This window comes from Mesorhizobium sp. M0771, from assembly GCF_040320155.1.
GTDB lineage: Bacteria > Pseudomonadota > Alphaproteobacteria > Rhizobiales > Rhizobiaceae > Mesorhizobium.
The window spans coordinates 146667-167810 of record NZ_JAMYPC010000001.1 but is presented as its reverse complement, the minus strand read 5'-3'; the positions used below and the strand labels follow the sequence as shown (position 1 = coordinate 167810).

Below are 21144 nucleotides of genomic sequence, written 5' to 3'. Positions count from 1 at the left end.
ACCGCGAAGCGGCCCGCTTTATTCGAGGCCCGCAAGCTAGGGGACAAAAAATGCCGTCGACCGAACTGCTCATTGCGTTTTTCGCCACCACGGCGATCTTTGCCTATATTCCAGGACCGGCGATGCTCTATGCCGCCGCGCAGACCATGGCGCGCGGGCGCTGGTCGGGGCTGACGGCGGCACTTGGCATCCATCTTGGCGGTTATTTCCATGTCTTTGCGGCTGCCGCCGGGCTGTCGGTGCTCTTCCATGCGGTGCCGCCGCTCTACATGGCGGTCAAGCTCATCGGCGCGCTCTATCTGATCTGGCTTGGCGTGTCCTTGTTCCGCAAGCGCGGGGACGGTGACACGGCGCTGCCGGCGATCGAGCGCAAATCGGCGCGCCGGGCATTTTTCGAGAGCATCACCGTCGAAGTGCTCAATCCGAAGACGGCGATCTTCTTCATGGCGTTCCTGCCACAGTTCATCGATGCCTCGGCGGGTTTCCCGGTGTGGCTGCAATTCGTCGTGCTGGGCACCATCGTCAATTTAATGTTCTCTTCGGCAGATATTGTCTGCGTGTTGCTGGCAGGCATGGTGATCGCCCGGCTGAAGCGCTCCAGCCGTGCGCAGCGCATCATGCAGAGGGCGGGCGGGGCGGTGCTGGTCGGACTGGGCGTCCACGTCGCGTTGCAGAAGAGCTGACGGCCGCCCTGACGTTGCGCTGCGCGGATTTGCGGTATATCGGCTTCGCCATGAACGATCCGGCCCGTAAATTGACAATTTTCAGCGTGATTGAGGTCGGCCTTTCCCTCGCATTGCCAGTGACATGATCAAGCACAATCCGCCTTCGCCCGAACCTTTGCACCGCGCCATTGCCCGCTTTGGCGACGTTGCCGTGCTGGTGGTCGGCGACTTCATCCTCGACCGTTTCGTCAACGGCGTCATCGAGCGCATCTCGCCGGAAGCGCCGATCCCGGTGCTGCACGGGCGCGGCGAGACCTCGACGATGGGCGGCGCAGGCAACGTTGTCGCCAACATCGTCTCGCTGGGTGCCAGCGCTATTCCCATATCGGTGATCGGCACCGATGTGGCCGGCGACAATCTGGTGCGCATGCTGCGCGAACTCGGCGCCGATACGGCTGATATGGCGCAGGAGCGCGGTCGCATGACGTCGTCGAAGAGCCGCTTCAGCGCGCTCAATCAGCAGGTGCTGCGCTTCGATGAGGAAGAGATCAAGCCGCTCGACGACAAGGAACGGGCGGACCTGGTCCGGCATTTTCGCGCCGCACTCACGCGCGCCGACATCGTCATTCTGTCCGACTATGGCAAGGGCATCTTGCTCGACGGCGTCGCCGCCGACCTGATCGCCATCTGCCGCGAGGCGGGAAAACCGGTGCTGGTCGATCCCAAGGGCCGCGACTATGCGCGCTATGCCGGCGCGACCGCCATCACGCCCAACCGCAAGGAGCTTGGCGAAGCTGTCGGTCGCCCGGTTTTCGCCGACGACGAGATCGTCGCGGCGGCACGCCAGCTGATTTCGGCACATGGCTTCGACTTCGTCGTCGCCACCCGCAGCGAAAAGGGCATGAGCGTCGTCGGCGCGGATGAGGCGCGCCACATCGCCACCCAGGCGCGCGAAGTGTTCGACGTTTCGGGCGCCGGCGATACGGTAATCGCGAGCTTCGCGCTGGCTCTGGCCGCGGGCGCCGATCGCGTCATGGCCGCCTCCATCGCCAATGCCGCCGGCGGTGTGGTGGTGGGCAAACGCGGCACCGCGCGGCTGACCGTGGAGGAACTCACCGGCGCGCTGTTCCGCTCGCACGGCCCCACCGCCCATAAGGACGCCATCCTCGATGCCGCATCGGCCGCGCGCATGGTGGCGGCGTGGAAGGACGAGGGCCTGAGCGTCGGCTTCACCAATGGCTGCTTCGATATATTGCATGCCGGCCATGTCAGTCTTCTCCACGCGGCGCGCAGCCAGTGCGACCGGCTGGTGCTCGGCCTCAACAGCGATGCCTCGGTGCGTCGGCTGAAAGGCGCAGGGCGCCCGGTCAACGATCAGCATGATCGTGCCTGCGTGCTCGCCGCCCTGGCCTCGGTCGATGCGGTCGTGGTGTTCGAAGAGGATACGCCGCTGGCGCTGATCGAGGCGCTTCTGCCCGACATTCTGGTCAAGGGCGCCGACTACACGGTCGAAACCGTTGTCGGCGCCGATGTGGTGCAGAAGGCGGGCGGGCGCGTCGTCCTGGTCGACCTTGTCGCCGGCAAGAGCACCACCGGCACGATCGGCAAATTGCGCGCCGGCGGCGGTACTAACTGAGGGATTTCATGTCCGGACTGAATGACTATCTGGTCCGCTCGGCGGCCGCGATCACCGCGACAGTCGAGCGTGACCTGACCGCCGAGATGGAACGTGCTGTGAGTGCGGTCGTCGCCGCGCTTTCCTCGGGCAAGGCGCTGCTGGTCTGCGGCAATGGCGGCTCGGCCAGCGACGCCATCCACATTGCCACCGAACTGGTCGGCCGCTTCCTTAAGGAGCGCAAGGCCTACAATGTGATTGCGCTGCCGGCCAACGCGGGCATGCTGACCGCCTGGGGCAATGACTATGGCTTCGACACCGTGTTTTCGCGCCAGGTCGAGGCGCATGGCGCGCCCGGCGGCGTGCTGCTTGCCATCTCGACCAGCGGCAATTCGCCGAGCATTCTGGCTGCCGCCGAACAGGCTCGGATGATGGGCATGACGGTGGTCAGCCTCACCGGCGACAGCGGTGGCAAACTCAAGCCGCTCACCGACATACTGCTCAACGTGCCCTCGACCTCGACGCCGATCATCCAGCAGGGACATCTCTGCCTCTACCACTATCTCTGCGAGGTGGTGGAAGACCGTCTGTCGAATGGCTGACACCGGGGCCTACGGTCCATACCCGCTGGCTGAGCCCGGCCTGTGGGTCGAGCGGGTGGGTTCGCGGGTGTTTCCAGCCAACGCGCCGGCGCTGTTCCTCGACCGCGACGGCACCATCAATGTCGACACCGGCTATCCCGACGATCCAGCCAAAATGGCGCTGCGCGACGGCATCGTGCCGGTCATCGCGGCGGCCAACCGGGGCAACATCCCGGTGGTCATCGTCACCAACCAGTCCGGCATCGCGCGCGGCTATTTCGGCTGGAAGGAATTTGCCGCGGTCAACGGCCGGGTTCTCAAGCTGCTTGCCGCCGGCGATGCCTTCGTCGACATGGTTCTGGCCTGCGCCTACCACGAGGCGGGCAGCGGGCCACTGGCGGTCGCCGACCATCCAATGCGCAAGCCCAATCCGGGCATGCTGCTACAGGCCCGGCAGCGTCTCGGCCTCGATCTCAAGCGCTCGCTGATAGTCGGCGACAAGGCCGCGGATATGCAGGCCGGACAACGTGCCGGCCTGCCGCGCGGCTGGCTGGTGGATGGCGAGGGAAGTAATGAGCCGGGCTTCGAGGTTCTGCCGCTGCGCAACCCCGATGATCTGGAACGGCTTTTGAGAGCTGTCGAGTCGCTCGGATCGAGACTGATTTAGCTTTCCGGATCTGTTGCGACGCAATCTCAATGGGTTAGCTTGAGCGTTTCACCGTTTCGCAGAAACGGCGAGCCGATCCATTTCTTTGCTTTGACGCTATTCCCCAGGAAAGCACCACGCTCTTTTGCGGAAAAACTGCAGAGATCAGACATCATTCAAGCAAGAAATTTGCAGATGTCATTCCATCGAAGAACGAGGGGAATTCATTGAAGAAAGCAATCTCTGTTGCCGTTGTCTTGTTGATATTGGCTGTGCTTTCAGCCGTGGGGTATGTCTGGCAAAAACACGGCGTGTATGGGCTCAATGCACTTCTTCGCCGCGGCGGAAGCTACTGGATCGCCGTTGCACCCGACGATGCGCGTCTCTCGCCTGCCATGCAGCTTGCGTTGAAATCGGAAATTCCTGATGTGACCGCTGGAGCCAGCTCATGGAATGAAACCGAGCCTGGATTCCAGGTCAGAGAAATCCCCGTCATGGCGGGCGACCGTGAAATTGACCGGCTCTATCTCAACCGTTTCGATCCAGCCAAATTCCGTTTCGTTGCCCGTAACGAGCCCAGTGGTGCCAAGGACATCGACCAGTGGGAAGCGGCACTCAATCCACAAGGCACAGGCGGCACCGTTCTGATCGTCAATGGCAGTTATTTCGGACTGAAGGGCGAAGCCGACACGCCCTTTGTCAGCATGGGTGCGAGGCTCGGGCCGGATGAATACGATGCGAAGGCCGGCGCCTGGTTCGTGAATGCCTCCGGCACGCATGTGGTCGATCTCAATTCACGTGACTGGCGCGCAGTCACGGAGAATGCCGAAAACGCTATGGTTTCCTATCCATTGCTTGTCGGTGAGGACGGCCGCAACAATGTACGCGCCAAGAGCAACTGGTTGGCCAACCGCACCTTTATCGCGGAAGATCGTCAGGGCTGGATCATCGTCGGTTCGACCAAGGACGCTTTCTTCTCGCTGGACCGGCTAGCAAACTTTCTGTTGCAGACCGACCTCGATCTCAAGACGGCGCTAAACCTCGATGGCGGGCCTGTTGCCTGCCTCAGCGTCCGCTCCGGGAACTACCGGTTGAAACACTATGCCAAGTGGGAAGCCCAGGTCGCGGATGGCGACGTCTCACTGCTTCAAGCACCGCTAGATGTGCCCTGGGGATTGCCTGTTGTTCTCACGGTGGAGCGCAGGTAGCAGAGCCTGCCCTTGGCAGGGTGGGTCAAAGTACTCCCGATTCCGTAGCTGAAACCGGATGGCATATTCAACCTTGGCCGCTCATGTTCACGCAATCTGACCCGGAATACCCTACGATTTCGGCGCCAGAATTCGCTTTCTGGCTCATATTCGTCGTCAACATGATTGTGATCGGCGCGGCGTTTCTCGCGTCAAAAAACATTTTCCGTCTCAAATGGTTGCCGCATGTCATCACATTCGTCTGGCTTGCTTGCTCACCTATTTTGCTAGCCTTTTTAGCTTTGCCGGAGATGTCCCCTGGTGAGAGCCCCGGCCCTGGAGACGGCTTCATTCTTTTGCCAGTTGTCGGAGAGGTAGCAGTGTGTCTGTTGGGGTATGTCTTGGTCGGCGTCGCACATGCTTTTTCGAAGTTAATCTCGCTTATCAGGCGCTGAACGCCACCAGCCCTTCGTCCTTGACGCGGCGGATGGTCAGCGCGGTGCGCACCGTGTCGACATTCGGCGCCGAAGCCAGTTCTTCGATGACGAAGGTCTGGAAGGTGCCGAGATCACTCGCCACGCAATGCAGCAGGAAGTCGGATTCGCCCGAGACCATCCAGGCGTCGCGCACGATCGGCCAGCCGCGAGTGCGCTCGGCGAAGGTTTTGAGTTCCGCGTCGGCCTGGTGATGCAGGCCGATCAGGCAGAAGGCGACGACATCCATGCCGAGCGCCGGCGCGTTGAGCAAAGCGCGATAGCCTTTGATGATGCCGGTTTCCTCCAGCCGCCGGACACGGCGCAGGCAGGGCGGCGCGGAAATGCCGACGCGGCTCGACAGTTCGACATTGGTCATGCGCCCGTCGGCCTGAAGCTCGCGCAGAATCTTCCAGTCGATGGCGTCGAGGTCGGCTTTCAGGGGCATGGCGGTCTCTGCTTAGCGCAAGAATCTTTCGCGATCTCGTCATTAAACGACTTTTGTGGCGATGCCAGCCCTTGGTCGGGCGATTTTGCGACCGTAACGAAAGCGGCCATTGCGCGAATAAGCCTGTGGGCCGAAGCTTTCCGGGGACGACGGCCTGATCGTCTTGCTGGTGTGGTTGGCAACCCTTACATTACCAGCACCGTTTCACGTCTTTTTCCAAGGCACACTCGATTGTCCGCCCCGCAGAGGCTTTAGATGACCACCAAGCACGCGCCTGTCCTTATCATCGGTTCCGGCCCGGCCGGCTATACGGCGGCGGTCTACGCCGCGCGCGCCATGCTGAAGCCGATGCTCGTCGCAGGCCTGCAGCAGGGCGGCCAGCTGATGATCACCACCGATGTCGAAAACTATCCGGGCTTCGCCGATCCGATCCAGGGCCCGTGGCTGATGGAGCAGATGCTGAAGCAGGCCGAGCATGTCGGCACTGACATCGTCAACGACATCATCACCGAGGTCGACCTCAATGTGCGGCCGTTCCGCGCCACGGGCGATTCCGGCACCACCTACACGGCCGATGCGCTGATCATCGCCACCGGTGCGCAGGCGAAGTGGCTGGGCATCCCCACCGAACAAACCTTCATGGGCTTCGGCGTGTCGGCCTGCGCCACCTGCGATGGTTTTTTCTATCGCGGCAAGGATGTCGCTGTCATCGGCGGCGGCAATTCGGCGGTGGAGGAGGCGCTCTATCTCTCCAATCTGGCGAAGAGCGTGACCGTCATCCACCGGCGCAACGATTTCCGCGCCGAGCGCATCCTGCGTGAGCGGCTGTTGAAAAAGGACAATGTCCGAGTCATCTGGGACACGATCGTCGACGAGATCACCGGCCGGCCCGGCAAGACGCCGCTGCCGCCTTCGGTCGAAGGGCTGAAGCTCAGAAATGCGGTGACCGGCGAGGTCAGCCATCTCCAGGTGGACGGCGTGTTCGTGGCGATCGGCCATGCGCCGGCGGTGGAATTGTTTGTCGGCAAGCTGAAGCAGAAGCCGAACGGCTATCTGTGGACGGCGCCGAATTCGACCCGCACGGACGTTCCCGGCGTGTTCGCCGCCGGTGACGTGACCGACGATATCTACCGTCAGGCGGTGACCGCCGCCGGGCTCGGCTGCATGGCCGCGCTCGAGGCGGAAAAATACCTGGCCGGCATCGAGGTGCACCGCGAAGCGGCGGAATAAAATCTATCAAGACGGCGTCGCAAGCCGTTCAAAAGCCTGATTTTTCATTCAGACGCCAAAAACAGAACGAGGGGAACTCAATGGCGTTGGACTGGGACAAGCTTCGCGTGTTTCACGCAGCGGCGGAGGCTGGGTCGTTTACCCATGCCGCCGAGACTTTGCACCTGTCGCAATCGGCGATTTCACGCCAGGTCAGCGCGCTTGAACATGATGTCGGGGTGCCGCTGTTCAATCGCCATGCCCGCGGCCTGGTGCTGACCGAGCAGGGCGAAATGCTGTTCCGCACGGCGCATGACGTGCTGATGAAGCTGGAGACCATCAAGTCGAAGCTGACCGAGGCCAAGGACCGTCCCTCAGGCGTGCTGAGGGTAACGACCACGGTCGGGCTCGGCGCCGGCTGGCTGACCGAGCGGGTGCAGGAATTCATCGAGCTCTATCCGGAAATCAGCCTGCAGCTGATCCTGGCCAATGAGGAACTCGACCTCACCATGCGCCAGGCCGACTGCGCGATACGGCTGCGCCAGCCGCAGCAGCCCGACCTTATCCAGCGCCGCCTGTTCACCGTGCATTTCCACCTCTATGCCTCGCCGTCCTATGTCGGCAAGCACGGCAAGCCGACCTCGGTCGCCGATCTGAAGAACCATCGCATCGTCACTTTCGGTGTGCCGGTGCCGTCGCATCTGTCGGAGCTGAACTGGCTGGAAACGATCGGCGATTTCGACGGTGGGCAAAGGGTGCCGACGCTGCAGATCAACGACATCTTGTCGATCAAGCGCGCCGTGCAGGGCGGCGCCGGCATCGCCATGCTGCCCGACTACGTGATCTCCAAGGAATCGGATCTGGTGCAGCTTTTGCCGGAGACCGAGGTGCCGTCCTTCGACACCTATTTCGCCTATCCCGATGCAATGAAGAACCAGGCCAAGCTGCACGTCTTCCGCGACTTCATCATCGCCAAAGCGCGCAGCTGGTCATTTTAAACATGCCCTTGGGAGGTGCTGGTCACCCCCGCCAAGGCGTCAGCCGTGGCAGCCAGCCGGGAACATTGCGGCGGTAGGTCTCGTATTCGCCACCGTAGCGGCGGGCGAGAGTCGGCTCCTCATAGAACCTGACGAAAGAGCCCATGACGATCGCGCCGATGGCGGCATAGGCAGCGACGCTCCAGCTTGAAAACAGCAACGCCTGGCCGAGGATGATCGACAGCACGGCGACGTACATCGGGTTGCGGACATGGCGGTAGACGCCGCCGATCACCAGTCTCTCGGTGGGCGCGACAGGCGCCGGCGTGCCGAGGCCTTCGAGCGCGAAGCGGGCAAAGGACTGGACGAGCAGGGCGATGGCCGCGACGATTAGGATGGAGCCGGCCGGCACGAAGCCGGGCACCGTCGACAGCGGCAGACGGTAGCGGTCCGTGAGCAGCCAGGGCACCAGCCCGGCGACGACACAAGGTGCGGCGATGAAGAAGACCGCGCTGCCGGCGATCGCCTGGGGTGTCCGCATGTCAGGTCTCCCTTCTTCCGGCCGACCCTTCCCATCCCGCTGCCGCAAAAATAAACGCCTGGTGCCCGATTCAACGTCATTCGGCTTTTTGCCCGCGAGCGCGAGAATCAGCCCGACTTGCGGTTCTGCGAAGGCAACAGCATGGTCGCGCCATTCATTTGGCAACTTTTCGTGGTCCTATGGCCCCTAGACATGGGTTAGACCACAGCCTGTACCTTTTTGCATGCGTGTGTTGCAAAATAGATGCTTGTTTCTTGGGCATGAACAGCACATATATAGATCATCTCCTGGGTGCGTTCTCCTCCCATTAGCGCCCTCGAGTGTTCCCCTCTGGAGGTTAGCCTTAACAGGCACTTCCAATCAAACTCAGCCGGATCTTCATTGATCCGGCTTTTTTGTTTCCGGGCCTGCCGTAGCCAGCGAAAAATCGAGCAAAATCGCCGCGTAACAGTGACATGTAACCTCAGGTAACATGCCGCAGGCGTGATTCATCGTTTAAGCAGATCATAGGACGCGGTGTGGTTCGACCGGGAGATGGGGGCATCACTCGGAAGATCCGGGCTCAGGCGGCTACCGCGTCCGAACCTATTCGTCTGTCAGTGCCGTATGGCGCGGCGGATACGTGCGGCGGACCTGCCGTTTTCCTCCCAAGAAGACGGTCCGCAATAAGAGCGGCGTCCGGATCATCCGGGCGCCGTTTTTTGTGCGGATCATCCTTCGGCCTGTCAGGCAGCCTTGCCGTTGGCGTTCATCGCCTCGTCGGCCAACCGTCCGGTCAGCTCGGCCATGTGATCGAAGGCGCAACGATAGCTGGCGACGCCGGAGGTCGCCGAGCGCAGTTCGATGATCAGGTCGCCGATCTCGGCCTGCGGCATGGTCGCCTCCACGACATCCCATCCCGGCCAGTCAGGCCGCGCGTCGTAGCCAAGGATCTGACCGCGCCGCTGCGGGATCAGCGCGATGATCTTCGAAGTGGCTTCGGACGGCGTGACGATCTCGACCTTCATGACCGGCTCGAGCAGCACCGGCGAGCAGGCCGCCATGCCTTCCTTCATGGCCAGCTTGGCCGCCATCTGGAAAGCCATGTCGGAGGAATCGACGGCGTGGTAGGAGCCGTCGGAGAGGTTGACGGCGACATCGACCACAGGGAAGCCGAGCGGGCCGGATTTCAGATAATCGCGCACGCCGGTTTCGACCGACTGGATGTAGGTCTTGGGCACGACGCCGCCGGTGATGGTGTCCGAGAACTGAAAGCCGGAGCCGCGCGGCAGCGGCTTGATCTCGATCACCACATCGCCGAACTGGCCATGGCCGCCGGACTGCTTCTTGTGGCGGCCGCGCTGCTGCACCGTCTTTCGGATCGTCTCGCGATAGGGGACGGCAGGCGCATGGCCTTCGACCGGAATCTGATTCTTGCCTTCCAGCCGCTCGCGCACGACCCGCAGATGCATCTCGCCATGGCCGGACAGCACGGTCTCGGCCGAGTCCTGATTGTGGCGCAAGGTGAGCGAGGGATCTTCCTCGGCCAGGCGCTGGATGGCCGCCGACATTTTGACCTCGTCCTTGCGCTCCTTCGGCCGCAGGGCAAAGGCAAAGACCGGCTGCGGCGGCGTCAGCGTGACCAGCGGCTTGATACCGCCCTTCGTGGAGCTCAACGTCTGGCCGGTCTTGACCTCGTCCAGCTTGCCCAACGCCACCGTGTCGCCGGCCTTGGCAGCGGTGAGCTTGGACTGGTCCTTTCCGAGCATCTTGTAGATGCCGGAGACCTTCGCCGTCTCGCCATTCGACAAATAGAGTTCGGCTGCATCGGCGATCTGGCCGGAGAGTACGCGCGACACGGACAGCTTGCCGCCATGCGCGGTGTGGATGGTCTTCATCACCTGGACCACGGTGTGATTGCCGTCGGGGACGCCGAGCCGTTTGCGCGTCGCCTCGACATCCGGTGCGTCATGGCGGATCGCCTTCAAAAGGCGCAGCACGCCGTTGCCTTTTTCGGCGGTGCCGATCAGCACCGGCGTTATGGCGCCGGCGCGCAGGTCGGCGGACAGATCGTCGAAGACCGCGTCTTTCGGCGGCTCGATCTCCTCCAGCAACTGCTCCATCAACTGGTCGTCATGGTCGGCAAGCGTCTCCAGCATGGAGAAGCGAGCCTCCAGTTCGCGCGCCTTGTCGTCAGTTGGAATTTCGGCAACCTGGCTTTCGGCATATTCGCGGTAGATGTAGGCGCGCTCCAGCGCCAGGTCGATCGAACCGATCACCACATTGTCCTTGCGCAGCGGAATCTGGCGCAGCAACAGCGGCGCCGCGCTCGTCGGCTGCAGCATCTTCAGCGTATCGCGTACGCCGGCGATTGCCTTGTCGACCTTGTTGAGGAACAGGATGCGCGGCACGCCGAGATCGTCGAGCTTGCGCATGATGAGCTGCAAGGCTGGGATCTTCTTCTCGTCGGCCTCGGCGACGACCACCGCGAGATCGCAGGCTGCCAGCACCGGCTCGGCCTCGAAGGAGAATTCGATCGATCCGGGACAGTCGACGAAGGTGATCTGCTCGCCCATGAATTCGGTGGTGGCAAAGGTCGCCTCGACGCTCATGGCGTGCGCCCGCGCCTCGGGCGAATGATCGGAAACGGTGCTTCCCGATGAAACGGGATTTTGGCGGGGGATGGCGCCCGTACGGGCGAGGATGGCTTCGAGAAGTGTCGTCTTACCGCTTGCAAAGGGACCGACTATGGCAATGCATTTCGGTCCCGTGCGTCGTCCTCCGGCGCGAGTACCCATGGCTGACCTCCACTCAGGCGTTGCCCTTGGAGTGCGATCAGCAAAAGTGGAAACGGTTTTGCGCCGATCGCACCCTGTCGTGAGCGGCGGCCGGCCTGTTCGACCGTCGCGGGCGGGGTTGTTTTCATTTAGCCACCTGCCCAACCCATCGTCCCACGGGTTAGCCGGGAGGGCAAGGAAAATAGAAATCGCGCCGCCGTCAGGCGGCCGAGGCAAGACCCCGGGGATCAGAACCGTCGGGCGATTTCAGCTTGCCTGAGTGCGGCGCGTGGGCGTGGCGGCTGCACTCTGCTTCACCACCATCTCGGCGTAGCGCGACAGCAACGGGTTGAACAGGTCCGGACGTTCCCAGAAGGGCGCATGGCCGGCGCCTGGTATGACATGGCACTGTTCCCACAGCGAGCTGTAGGCGACGGTCTCGAAATAGCTTAGCCGCACCAGCGGATCATGCTCGCCATTGATCACCGCGACGGGGAACGGAGCGTGCTCGACCACCTGTTTCTGGTCGGCGCCCTTGCCCGCAAACATGGAGCGCGCCACGCCGGCGCGAAGCCGACCGTCGGTGCGCCTGATGGCTTCGCGGGAAGACGGACTGGCGGTGTCGCCGTAGCACAGAGCCTCAAAACGCTCGATGTCGCGTTCGGAGTAGACCTTCTTGGAGGCGAGCAGCATGTCCCAGTTGGCGTGAAAGCCGCGCAGCATGCCGAACGGCCCCCTCGACACCGGCGGCGCTCCGGTCAGCACCAGGCCGTTCACCGCATGGTGGAAGCTGGCAAGTTCGACCGCCACATGGCCACCGAGCGACCAGCCGAAGATGATGGCGTGGCCGATGCCCAAAGCGTCGAGAAGCCGGGCTGTGGTCTGGGCAAGGCCGGTAATCGTATAGGCGGTCGCCGGGTCGCGGGCATCGGAGGACTCGCCATGGCCGGGAAGGTCGAAAGCGATCAGCCGATGGGCATCGGCAAGCGGGCTGTCGAACTGACGGGCAAACACGGCGCGCGAACTGCCCGAGCCATGGATCATGACGATGGGCATGCCGGACCCAGACGACTGGCTGAGGCGCAAGTCGGCCTGCGGCGTGCGGATGCTGCGGTGAGTGATGCTCATGCTGGATTAGACCTTGAGATTTGCCTGACCGCCAACATCGCATCGCTGGCTCTATATGTTCTTTAAACATGTGGTTAAGAAACGATTTCTAAAGAGATAGCCGGCACGAACCTCCGGCTCCATGGCAACCACCCGCGGAATCCCGACAATGGAACCAGTCCTCGATCTTCTTGTCTCGATCTGCAGCATCGCGACGCTTGGCCAGTATGTCTGGTCGATGCGGGCGCATTTCCAATCGCAGGCGATGTCTCCAGGCGCCATGGTGATTTCGGCGGCGGTCATCGCCACGGCGCTGTTCTTTCTCGCCATCCTTTGGATCCAATCGCAGCCGGGTTCGGCAAAGCTCACCGGACTTGCCGTCGAACTGGCGAGCTCTGCCCTGTTCTGGTGGGCGATTGTCACGTCGCGCAAGGCGCGATTGCGCTTCGCCTTCGCACCCGACGATCCGCACAGCCTGCTGACCGACGGCCCCTACGGCCATGTCCGCCACCCCTTCTATACGTCCTACATCGTCTTCTGGATCGGGTGGGGGATCGCGACCTGGTCGATCTGGGCGGTGGTGCCGGTCGCCGGAATCGCTATCCTCTATGTGTTTGCGGCGCTGGACGAAGAGAAGAAATTTTCGCGCACGCCGCTGGCCGGAGCCTACGCGGACTATCGCGTACGTGCCGGCCTGTTCTGGCCTCGGCTGGGGTGGTAGCGAGCACCGGGGCAGGGTAGGTTCTACTGAACTCAGGGGTCACCAGAGATGAAGATCATTGCCTGCGGCAGCGTGCCGACCATCATCGCACCGGAGAAGTATTTCACCGGCCGCGTGCTGCAGACGCCCATCATCGAGAAGGAAGCGCCGGCGCGGCTGCGGGCCACGCTGGTCAGCTTCGAGCCTGGCGCGCGTACCCACTGGCACACGCATCCGCTCGGCCAAACGCTCTATGTCACGTCGGGCGCCGGCCTTGCGCAGACATGGGGCGGGCCGATCCAGGAGATCAAGGCGGGCGACGTGATCTCGTTCGAGCCGGGCGAGAAGCACTGGCACGGCGCGGGTCCAAAGACGACAATGACCCACGTCGCCATGCAGGAAGCGCTGGACGGCGTCCACGCAGATTGGATGGAAGCGGTCACCAGCGAGCAGTATGGCGGCTGAGGTCTGCTCCTGACAAAAACCCGGCTCGAAGCCGGGTTTCATGTCTCGGTGCCGCCAGTTCAGGTCAGCGATGCCGTGAACCGCTGGATGCGCGTGCAGGCTTCCTCCAGCAGCGTCTCCGACGTGGCGTAGGAGATGCGGAAGTTGGGGCCGAGGCCGAAGGCAGAGCCGAACACCACCGCGACACCCTCGCCTTCGAGCAATTCGGAGCAGAAAGTCTCGTCGGTGTCGATGACCTTGCCGGCTTTGGTCTTCTTGCCAATCAGCTGGGCGCAGGACGGGTAGACATAGAAGGCGCCTTCCGGCGACGGGCAGGTTATGCCGCGCGCCTGGTTGAGCATCGACACGACGAGGTCGCGACGGCCCTGAAAGATCGCCTTGTTCCTGGCGACGAAATCCTGCGGGCCGTTGAGCGCCTCGACCGAGGCCCATTGCGCGATGGTGCAGGCGCCCGAGGTCTGCTGGCCCTGGATCATGTCCATCGCCTTGATCAGCTGGACGGGACCCGCGGCATAGCCGATGCGCCAGCCGGTCATGGCATAGGCTTTCGAGACGCCGTTCATGGTCAGCGTGCGCTCGTAGAGTTTCGGCTCGACCTCGGCGATCGTCCTGAAGACGAAGTCGCCATAGGTCAGGTGCTCGTACATGTCGTCGGTCAGTGTCCAGACATGCGGATGCTTCAAGAGCACGTCGGCCAACGCGCGCAGCTCGGCTTCCGTGTATGCGGCGCCGGACGGGTTCGACGGCGAGTTCATCAACAGCCATTTGGTCTTCGGCGTGATCGCCTTTTCCAGCACGGCGGGAGTGAGCTTGAAACCATTGTCGATCGAAGTATCGGCGAACACCGAGGTGCCGCCGCAGATCGCCACCATTTCGGGATAGCTGACCCAATAGGGGCGGGGGATGATGACCTCGTCGCCTGGGTTCAGCGTCGCCATGAAGGCGTTGAACAGGATCTGCTTGCCACCGGTGCCGACAATGGTCTGCTCGGGCTTGTAGTCGAGATTGTTCTCGCGCTTGAATTTTTTCGCGATCGCCTCGCGCAGCGGCGCGATGCCCGAAACCGGCGGGTATTTGGTCTCGCCGCGGCGGATCGCCTCGATCGCCGCATTCTTGATGTTGTCGGGCGTGTCGAAATCCGGTTCGCCGGCGCCGAGGCCGATAATGTCGCGGCCGGCATTTTTCAGCTCGCGGGCTTTCTGCGTCACCGCGATGGTGGCGGAAGGCTTTACGCGGGCAAGGGCGTCGGCAAGAAAGGCCATGACCAGATATCTCCAGAGGGGTCGGCGCAACCGCAAACAGCTGCGGCGCTTCTCATGTCGCATCGACCCGGCAAGTGCAAGCATTGTCGGATGAGCCAGGGTCAAGGACCCGTGGAGATCGGCTTTTCGGAGCGCGTGCATGAGGGTTTCACTCTGCGTTGCGGGCTCTGCAATCGACGGCTTATCCCCGGCAAGACTAAATTCATCAACGGCCGCTAAAACCTTTGACGGCAGGATCGCCAGCCATTTCGCCTGTCTCGCGGAGCGAGGGACCCTTGTCGCGCAGCACCGGGCTTGCCCACATCATCCGTCACGATGACGGCACCGCTTCAGGTGTCTGGGGTCCCTACACGCTGCAGAGCGCCTTTCAGCCGATCTTCGCCTTCAAGGACGGCAAGCTCTCGATCGCAGCGTTCGAGGGGCTGATCCGGCCGTTTCGTGACGGCGAGCCGCAATCGCCGATGAACTTCTTCCGCACCTGTCCGGCCGGCGACCGCCTGCATATCGAGGCGCTGACGCGCACGCTGCATTTGCTCAATGCCGGCGCCTGCCTGCCGCAAGAGGCTTCGATCTTCGTCAATTTCGATCCGTCGGTGTTTACCGAGCGCTCCATCGCCGATAACGCGCTGCGCGACATGCGGCTGGTGCTGCACGAAGCCGGGATCGATCCGCGCCGCATCGTGTGCGAGGTGACCGAGCAGAAGTCGGCGTCGCAGGAAACGCTCTACAGCTTTGTCGAGGCGCTGCGGGCCAATGGCTTTCGCATTGCCGTCGACGATTACGGCGCCGATGAATCCGACATCAACCGCATCAAGGAGCTCAAGCCCGACATCGTCAAATTCGATGCGCACTGGATCACGCAGCTCATGGAATCCGGCGCCGGCTTTGCCCTGCTGACTGCCATGGTGACGAACTTCGAACTACAGGGCATCCGCACGGTGTTCGAAGGCATCGAGGAAGGCTGGCAGCTTGAATTGGCCGAGAAATCCGGCGCATCGATGGTGCAGGGCTTCGTGCTGGCGAAGCCGGAACTGGCGCCGACCAGCTTTCGCGCTTTCGGCAAGGATGGGCAGCCATCTGTCGCGGCGGCCGAGCCTGGCAAGACGCCTGCCGGCCCGACTGCAGCGCCTCCGGCGCGGCCGGGCAGGGTGTTCGGGCGCAGGACCGGGCCATGACCGGGCAACGCGATAGGCGTCGCGATATCGGCGAAGCGATCTTTGCCGACGAGGTCGGCATCGAATACGGCGTCTACGGCGCGTTCCGGCTGAAGAGCGCCTACCAGCCGATCTTTGCGCCACGCGGTGGCGCGTTGGCCGCGGTTGCCGTCGAGGCGCTGATCGAACCGCAGCGCGCCTCCATGCCGGTTGCACCGGCCATGTTCTTCGACAGTGTTGCGCCGGGCGACCGCCTGTTTGTCGAGACGATGTGCCGGATGCTGCATCTGAAAAACTTCCGCAACATCGGCGTCGACGGGCTCGGCCTGTTCTTCAATTACAACCCGATGATCAACGATCATCTGGGGCGGGCGCTGGCCGAGATCCGGCTGATGACGCGGCATCTCGGCGATCTCGAACTGCATGCCGCCATGCTGGTCTGCGAGATCACCGAACAGGCGGCCGACGACAATGTGCTGGCCCCGCTGGTGCGCGAGATGCGGCGCCACGGCATCCGCATCGCCATCGACGATTTCGGCACCGGCCACTCGACCGCGGAGCGGATGAACCTGCTCCAGCCGGAGATTGTGAAGATCGACGGCGGCTGGTTCGCCGAATTCTGCCGCCACGCTGCCGCCGAGCGCTTCTTCCGGCCGCTCGTCTCGTCGCTGCACGATCGCGGCGCCAAGGTGCTGGTCGAAGGCATCGAGCAATCCGTGCATCTGCGCGTCGCGCTGGATGGCGGCGTCGACCTGCTACAGGGGTTCCATCTCGGCCGCCCGGCGCTGGCCGGCACGATCTTCAACCGGGAGCCGCTGTCGATCGAGGCGCTGCTTGGCGCCGACAACAAGGTGGTGCCGCTGCATCTGCGGCGCTGATTTGTATTCGCGCTTGCCGCCGCTTCGCGGCTCGTTCCGGACGGGACGCCAACGGGCGCGATGCCCGGTTGGGCTTGCGGCCTTCGGCCGTAGCGCGCATTCAAAGAGGGCGAACTCGGCCCGCGTGAAGTTCAGCCAAAGCCTGCTCGGCAAACTTATCCAGCCGGCCAGCCTTGGCGTCCGCCTCGATCTGCATATCCCACACCTCTGCCCGATACGCTGCGAACCATTTGGTAAGGCCTTTAGTTCTTTGGTGTTCAGGGCTGCGATGGATCTTTCAATCTGTTCGAGCTTGGTCATGGGGCGAAACTAGCATGGCCATCGTCCAATTCCAGACAAACAAAAAGGCGGGATAAATCCCGCCTTCCCATTTTCGGTAGCCTGATCGGAGCTTTAAGTCCGGGCCGGCAGCTATCTGCTGATCCAGCTTGTCGGGTCTTTCCGCTCCAGCGCGCTTCTCGCGCGACCGTCAGTACATCCGTGACTTGCCGCGCGCCCCGAACTCTCGTCCGGCGCGCGCTATCGCAAAATCAGGCTGCCTTGCTCAGAGAACCAGCGGACGACTTGCCTGTGCGGCGGTCCTGCTCGATCTCGAAGTTGATTTTCTGGCCTTCGACCAGGGTCGACAGTCCAGCGCGCTCGACAGCGGAGATGTGAACGAAAACGTCCGCACCGCCCGAATCAGGCTGAATGAAGCCGAAGCCCTTGGTGGCATTGAACCACTTGACCGTACCAGTTGCCATATGAATAGTCCTCGCATTTGCTTTGGTTTGACCGAACCGAGGTTCAGCCGGTTTGTATCGAGATTTTGGAGATAGACGTCAGCAAACGCGAAGATCGCGAGGCCCGGATCGATCGGCCGAAATATCAATGGAGCTGATATAGGCGGGTTTCGCACCAAAAACAAGATGGCTCGAAAAATGGCGTTGCGGTGGCGCCGCCCAAAGGCCGCCCCAATCGCATGAAAGCGTCGAGCAATCGGGAAGACCGGGACGCCCGACGGCGTTAGTCCGGTTTTGGGAGACTGTCATGAAAACGGTTGTGAAAACCATTCTGCTTGCCGCCTGCCTGACGCTGGCGGCCGCCGAGGCGCAGGCGATCTCGCGCTACGACCCCACTCGTATGAGCTGCGACAGGGTGCAAGGCACGATCGCCCGCCAGGGCGCAGTCATCCTGCGCTATCAGTCCAGGCGCGTGCCGGGGCTGCCGCTCTTCGACCGCTATGTGCAGAGCCAGCAATTCTGCAATGTCGGCGAGGTCAGAAAGCGCGCCTATGTGCCGAGCGCCGATACCGAATCCTGCCCGGTCTATCTCTGCAAGCGGATCGAGAACGACCATTTTCACCGCCGCTTCCTGCGCCGTCATTAGGCATTTGATATTCAAGTGAGGCCGGCCTGCGAACGATGGTCTTCTGCGCTTCCGGCGCCCACGTACATTAAGTACGCTCCGCTCCGGTTCTCGAAGACCATAGTTCTCGGTGCGGCCTGACCTGAATCTCAACACACCCAGCCGGCATACCATTCAAGCTCTTAGAACCCGAACGAGACCTGCGCCGCCGGCGGCGGGCCGACGCGCACGCCTTCCATGGCCAGCATCTTTTCCTTGGTGGCCGAGCCGCCGGGCGCCGAGAAGCCGCCGATCTTGCCGCCCGCGGCTAGTATCCGATGGCAGGGGATGACCAGCGGCACCGGGTTGGCGCCCAGCGCTGCCCCGGTTTCGCGCGGCAGGCCGGCTTGGCCGGCGCGCTTGGCCAGTTCGCCATAGGTGGTGGTTTCGCCGTAATGCAGTTTCCGCGCCGCGTCGTAGATGGCGAGACGGAAGTCGTCGACGCCGTCGAGATCGACCGGCACGCCGGAGAAATCGACGTCCTCGCCTGTGGCATACGCCTTGATCGAGGCGATCAGCTCGACCACCCATTGCGGCTGCCCAGTGTTCGCAGCCGTATTGGCGGCAGCACCGGCATGCCGCATCAGCCGGCGTTCCACCGCTTCGCGGCTCCGTTCGGGCAGGCAGAGCCGGATCAGGCCCTTTTCGCTCCAGGCGATGCCGATGAAGCCGATCACTGTTTCTAACACTGCGTGGCCGGCTGTGATCGAAGATGCCGTTTCCATGATGCGCTCCTTTCCGCAAAGCGGCGAAAACCGGGATACCGACCGGTACATATGCAGAACAATATGGCATCTGAGTCCGGCTCTCGCCACCCGAAAACCACCAGATGGTCCCGATTGCCCACCAGGAATCGCTGGTGTAAGGACTTCTTAACAACCGACAAATCGGACCCGCACGGCTTGCCAGCAAAATTCAACCTTATCGCGATCTCTGTGATCGTCGGCGCAGCTGCCCTCAGCGGCTGCCAATCGACCTCGCAGATGAAGGCCACGCCTGCGCTGACCGAAACCGCGACCGCCGCCGGCAGCGATGCCGGCTTCACCGTTCCGCTGCCCGATACGGTTTCGGTGCTGCCGCAATCCTCGGGCATAACACCCGTTCAGTCGGCCGAAGCGTCGCCGGCCACGCCAGCGCTCGATGCCGCTGCGCAGCCGGTTGCCGCGACCGCGGCCTTTGCCGGCGCGACGCCCACGGCCCCGGCCGTGCCTGCGGTGATGGCAGCCAATGCCTGGCAGGCGCCTGCGCCCGCCAACGCCGGACAGCCGGTCGCGGCGCAATATACGACCGCCAGCCTTGTCATGCCGGCGACCGCCAAGGGCGGCCAGAACGCCATGCCCGGCGTGCAGCAGGTAGCCTATGTCGTGCCGCAGAACCCTGCTTCCCTGGGCCAGTTCCCCGCCGCGCCCCTCGGTCTCCCGGAAGAAGAGCATGCGACCGGCATGCGCGGCGACGTCGACCGGCTGATCCAGAAATACGCTGCTCTCTACGAGGTGCCGGTCGATCTGGTGCGCCACGTCGTCAACCGCGAAAGCACCTACAATCCCAAGGCTTACAATAACGGCCATTGGGGGCTGATGCAGATCAAGCACGCGACGGCGCGCGGCATGGGCTATGACGGGCCGGCCAAGGGCTTGTTCGACGCCGAAACCAATCTGAAATACGCGGTCAAATATCTGCGTGGCGCCTGGCTGGTGGCGGGTGGCAACGCCAAGAAGGCCGATTGGCTCTACCAGACCGGCTATTATTTCGACGCCAAGCGCAAAGGCCTGCTCGAGGCCACCGGCCTCGGTGTCGACCGCAAGCGCCGCCGGCTGCAGCCCGACGCCTGAGCGCGATGCCTGAACCGCGCCCGCCGGCTCCAAACGACATCCGGCTGCGCAAAATCCTCGACGAGACGCTCGTTGCACCGCACTGGCCGGCCGGCTTTACCATGCGCTGCTTCGAACATGGTGACGCGCAGCCCTTGCATGCGCTTTTGACCGAGGTGTTCGACGACGGCACCGACGGCCCGTTCGACGAATGGTGGCCGCGCATATCCAGCGATGCCGAATTCGACCCGGCGCTGTGTTTCCTGGTCATCGACGCCAAGGGACGGCTGGCGGCGGCAGCGCTGTGCTGGACCAGGGCCTTCGTCAAGGACCTCGCGGTCCATCCCGAAGCGCGCGGCAAAGGCATTGGCGAAGCGCTGATGTGGCAGGCTTTCAACGCCTTTCGCGATCGAGGCGCGGCCCATGTCGACCTCAAGACCAACACGGTCGAGAACGCCGCCGCGCTCAGGCTCTACGAGCGGCTGGGAATGGTGCCTGTCGCCTGGGAAGGGTAAGGGCTTTTTTCTTGCCGCAATTCCCTGGGGAAAACGCTACGCGCTTTTCCCAGGAAAACCGGTTCCCACTTTTCCTGGAATTGCTCGAGCGCTGTTGAAATCCTTCGGATTGTGAACTGCTTCACATAGGCCGCCGCAACCGGATGCTACCTCACCATCCATGCCTTTCGACCGATGGCGGATCGACGACTGGCAGATGTGGAGGGGCTGCACCGGCATGTGTTCAGCCACTCCTTGGCGGGTCCCAGGCGGGGGTTTGGGGCCCGCCAGTCGTTTTACGGCAGCCCTCAGATATCGGGCGCATTGCCGATCTTCTTTTTGAGCTCAAGCGCCCAGGCGCGGCCCTCGTCGCCGCCCCACAGCAGCCAGGCGATATGGCCGGCCGATGGATTGTCTTCATTGCCGTAATTCTTGCCGCGCTTGTCGACCTCGTGGCGGGCGAAGTAGCTGACCATGCGGCGGATAGTGGATGGCGCCAGCTTTTGGCGGTTCTTGAGTTCCGTCGCCCGCGCCACGCCGATCTCGGTGCCGCCCCGGCCGAACTGCTTGCGCAGCCTCAACCCCTTGGCGGCATTGTCGGCCACCACTTGCGGGCAGCGCAGATCGATCTCTTCATCCTCTTGCATGTGTCTCCCCAGCTCCGGAAGCCTAGCCTGCGGACCCAATGCGGGAAAAGCAACCGGTTCCCAATGCCGCGCCGTCCATCAGGACCAGGATCCGCGCGCCATCGGCGCGTGCGAGATCCTGTGGAACCTTATGGATGTCACG

At 62.8% G+C, this 21144-nt stretch carries 23 protein-coding genes; 15 read left to right on the top strand and 8 right to left on the bottom strand.

Annotated elements, in window-relative coordinates; genetic code table 11:
* Positions 1-50: 50 nt before the first annotated feature.
* The 6 genes from NKI05_RS00765 (at position 51) to NKI05_RS00740 (ending at position 5149) form a co-directional block, all read left to right on the top strand.
* Positions 51-683, top strand: coding sequence for a LysE family translocator (locus NKI05_RS00765; RefSeq protein ID WP_023671977.1), 633 nt, complete (start codon positions 51-53; stop codon positions 681-683).
* 124 nt (positions 684-807) lie between these two features.
* A complete protein-coding gene (gene rfaE1, locus NKI05_RS00760) occupies positions 808-2301 on the top strand; it encodes a D-glycero-beta-D-manno-heptose-7-phosphate kinase (RefSeq protein ID WP_023671976.1) in 1494 nt (497 codons plus the stop codon).
* Between the two features lie 8 nt (positions 2302-2309).
* Positions 2310-2882 carry a D-sedoheptulose-7-phosphate isomerase gene (locus NKI05_RS00755; protein ID WP_023671975.1) on the top strand — a complete coding sequence of 191 codons (573 nt, stop codon included), beginning with the start codon at positions 2310-2312 and terminating at the stop codon, positions 2880-2882.
* Positions 2875-3528, top strand: coding sequence for a D-glycero-alpha-D-manno-heptose-1,7-bisphosphate 7-phosphatase (locus NKI05_RS00750; RefSeq protein WP_023671974.1), 654 nt, complete (start codon positions 2875-2877; stop codon positions 3526-3528). Before NKI05_RS00755 ends, NKI05_RS00750 begins: the two co-directional genes overlap by 8 nt.
* A 206-nt stretch (positions 3529-3734) precedes the next feature.
* The gene (locus tag NKI05_RS00745; protein WP_245260033.1) at positions 3735-4715 is read left to right on the top strand and encodes a phosphodiester glycosidase family protein; all 981 of its coding nucleotides are present in this window, start codon (positions 3735-3737) and stop codon (positions 4713-4715) included.
* Positions 4716-4798: 83 nt separating this feature from the next.
* On the top strand, positions 4799-5149 hold the full coding sequence (locus NKI05_RS00740) for a hypothetical protein (RefSeq protein ID WP_352792141.1): 351 nt from the start codon (positions 4799-4801) through the stop codon (positions 5147-5149).
* Here the strand turns inward: NKI05_RS00740 and NKI05_RS00735 are convergent.
* Positions 5139-5615, bottom strand: coding sequence for an Lrp/AsnC family transcriptional regulator (locus NKI05_RS00735; RefSeq protein WP_023671972.1), 477 nt, complete (start codon positions 5613-5615; stop codon positions 5139-5141). The genes NKI05_RS00740 and NKI05_RS00735 overlap by 11 nt on opposite strands.
* A gap of 255 nt (positions 5616-5870) precedes the next feature.
* Between NKI05_RS00735 and trxB the strand changes: the two genes are divergently transcribed.
* The gene (trxB, locus tag NKI05_RS00730) at positions 5871-6845 is read left to right on the top strand and encodes a thioredoxin-disulfide reductase (RefSeq protein ID WP_023815005.1); all 975 of its coding nucleotides are present in this window, start codon (positions 5871-5873) and stop codon (positions 6843-6845) included.
* Between the two features lie 80 nt (positions 6846-6925).
* Positions 6926-7822, top strand: a complete 897-nt coding sequence (locus NKI05_RS00725; RefSeq protein WP_023671970.1) for a LysR family transcriptional regulator — start codon at positions 6926-6928, stop codon at positions 7820-7822.
* 22 nt (positions 7823-7844) lie between these two features.
* Here NKI05_RS00725 and NKI05_RS00720 read toward each other — a convergent pair whose 3' ends face one another.
* From NKI05_RS00720 to NKI05_RS00710, 3 genes are all read right to left on the bottom strand, one after another.
* On the bottom strand, positions 7845-8342 hold the full coding sequence (locus tag NKI05_RS00720; RefSeq protein ID WP_023711177.1) for a methyltransferase family protein: 498 nt from the start codon (positions 8340-8342) through the stop codon (positions 7845-7847).
* Between the two features lie 725 nt (positions 8343-9067).
* Positions 9068-11119: an elongation factor G gene (locus NKI05_RS00715; protein WP_023683761.1), complete on the bottom strand. Its 2052-nt coding sequence runs from the start codon at positions 11117-11119 to the stop codon at positions 9068-9070.
* Positions 11120-11365: 246 nt separating this feature from the next.
* On the bottom strand, positions 11366-12226 hold the full coding sequence (locus NKI05_RS00710; RefSeq protein ID WP_023815006.1) for an alpha/beta fold hydrolase: 861 nt from the start codon (positions 12224-12226) through the stop codon (positions 11366-11368).
* Positions 12227-12374: 148 nt separating this feature from the next.
* Between NKI05_RS00710 and NKI05_RS00705 the strand changes: the two genes are divergently transcribed.
* The gene (locus tag NKI05_RS00705; RefSeq protein WP_023724921.1) at positions 12375-12926 is read left to right on the top strand and encodes a methyltransferase family protein; all 552 of its coding nucleotides are present in this window, start codon (positions 12375-12377) and stop codon (positions 12924-12926) included.
* A 48-nt stretch (positions 12927-12974) separates the two neighbouring features.
* A complete protein-coding gene (locus tag NKI05_RS00700; RefSeq protein WP_023683764.1) occupies positions 12975-13370 on the top strand; it encodes a (R)-mandelonitrile lyase in 396 nt (131 codons plus the stop codon).
* A gap of 59 nt (positions 13371-13429) precedes the next feature.
* On the opposite strand, the gene NKI05_RS00695 is transcribed toward NKI05_RS00700, so the two are convergent.
* Positions 13430-14632, bottom strand: a complete 1203-nt coding sequence (locus tag NKI05_RS00695; RefSeq protein WP_023815007.1) for a pyridoxal phosphate-dependent aminotransferase — start codon at positions 14630-14632, stop codon at positions 13430-13432.
* Between the two features lie 275 nt (positions 14633-14907).
* Here NKI05_RS00695 and NKI05_RS00690 point away from each other — a divergent pair, with 275 nt between their 5' ends.
* Both NKI05_RS00690 and NKI05_RS00685 read left to right on the top strand, forming a co-directional pair.
* Entirely contained in the window at positions 14908-15807 is a 900-nt protein-coding gene (locus tag NKI05_RS00690) for an EAL domain-containing protein (RefSeq protein WP_023728195.1), read from the top strand.
* Positions 15804-16664, top strand: coding sequence for an EAL domain-containing protein (locus NKI05_RS00685; protein WP_023815008.1), 861 nt, complete (start codon positions 15804-15806; stop codon positions 16662-16664). The genes NKI05_RS00690 and NKI05_RS00685 overlap by 4 nt, the downstream gene beginning before the upstream one ends.
* 530 nt (positions 16665-17194) lie before the next feature.
* Here NKI05_RS00685 and NKI05_RS00680 read toward each other — a convergent pair.
* The gene (locus NKI05_RS00680; protein WP_015316174.1) at positions 17195-17407 is read right to left on the bottom strand and encodes a cold-shock protein; all 213 of its coding nucleotides are present in this window, start codon (positions 17405-17407) and stop codon (positions 17195-17197) included.
* Positions 17408-17705: 298 nt separating this feature from the next.
* Here NKI05_RS00680 and NKI05_RS00675 point away from each other — a divergent pair, with 298 nt between their 5' ends.
* Positions 17706-18032 (top strand): hypothetical protein, encoded by a 327-nt coding sequence (locus NKI05_RS00675; RefSeq protein ID WP_023689728.1) that lies wholly within the window; start codon positions 17706-17708, stop codon positions 18030-18032.
* 161 nt (positions 18033-18193) lie between these two features.
* Here the strand turns inward: NKI05_RS00675 and NKI05_RS00670 are convergent, their stop codons facing one another.
* The gene (locus NKI05_RS00670; RefSeq protein WP_023815009.1) at positions 18194-18775 is read right to left on the bottom strand and encodes a methylated-DNA--[protein]-cysteine S-methyltransferase; all 582 of its coding nucleotides are present in this window, start codon (positions 18773-18775) and stop codon (positions 18194-18196) included.
* A 177-nt stretch (positions 18776-18952) separates the two neighbouring features.
* On the opposite strand from NKI05_RS00670, the gene NKI05_RS00665 reads away from it, so the two are divergent.
* Positions 18953-19882, top strand: coding sequence for a lytic transglycosylase domain-containing protein (locus NKI05_RS00665; protein WP_023815010.1), 930 nt, complete (start codon positions 18953-18955; stop codon positions 19880-19882).
* Between the two features lie 5 nt (positions 19883-19887).
* Positions 19888-20376 carry a GNAT family N-acetyltransferase gene (locus tag NKI05_RS00660; protein WP_023724918.1) on the top strand — a complete coding sequence of 163 codons (489 nt, stop codon included), beginning with the start codon at positions 19888-19890 and terminating at the stop codon, positions 20374-20376.
* 287 nt (positions 20377-20663) lie between these two features.
* On the opposite strand, the gene NKI05_RS00655 is transcribed toward NKI05_RS00660, so the two are convergent.
* The gene (locus tag NKI05_RS00655) at positions 20664-21002 is read right to left on the bottom strand and encodes a hypothetical protein (RefSeq protein ID WP_023815011.1); all 339 of its coding nucleotides are present in this window, start codon (positions 21000-21002) and stop codon (positions 20664-20666) included.
* Positions 21003-21144: the final 142 nt, after the last annotated feature.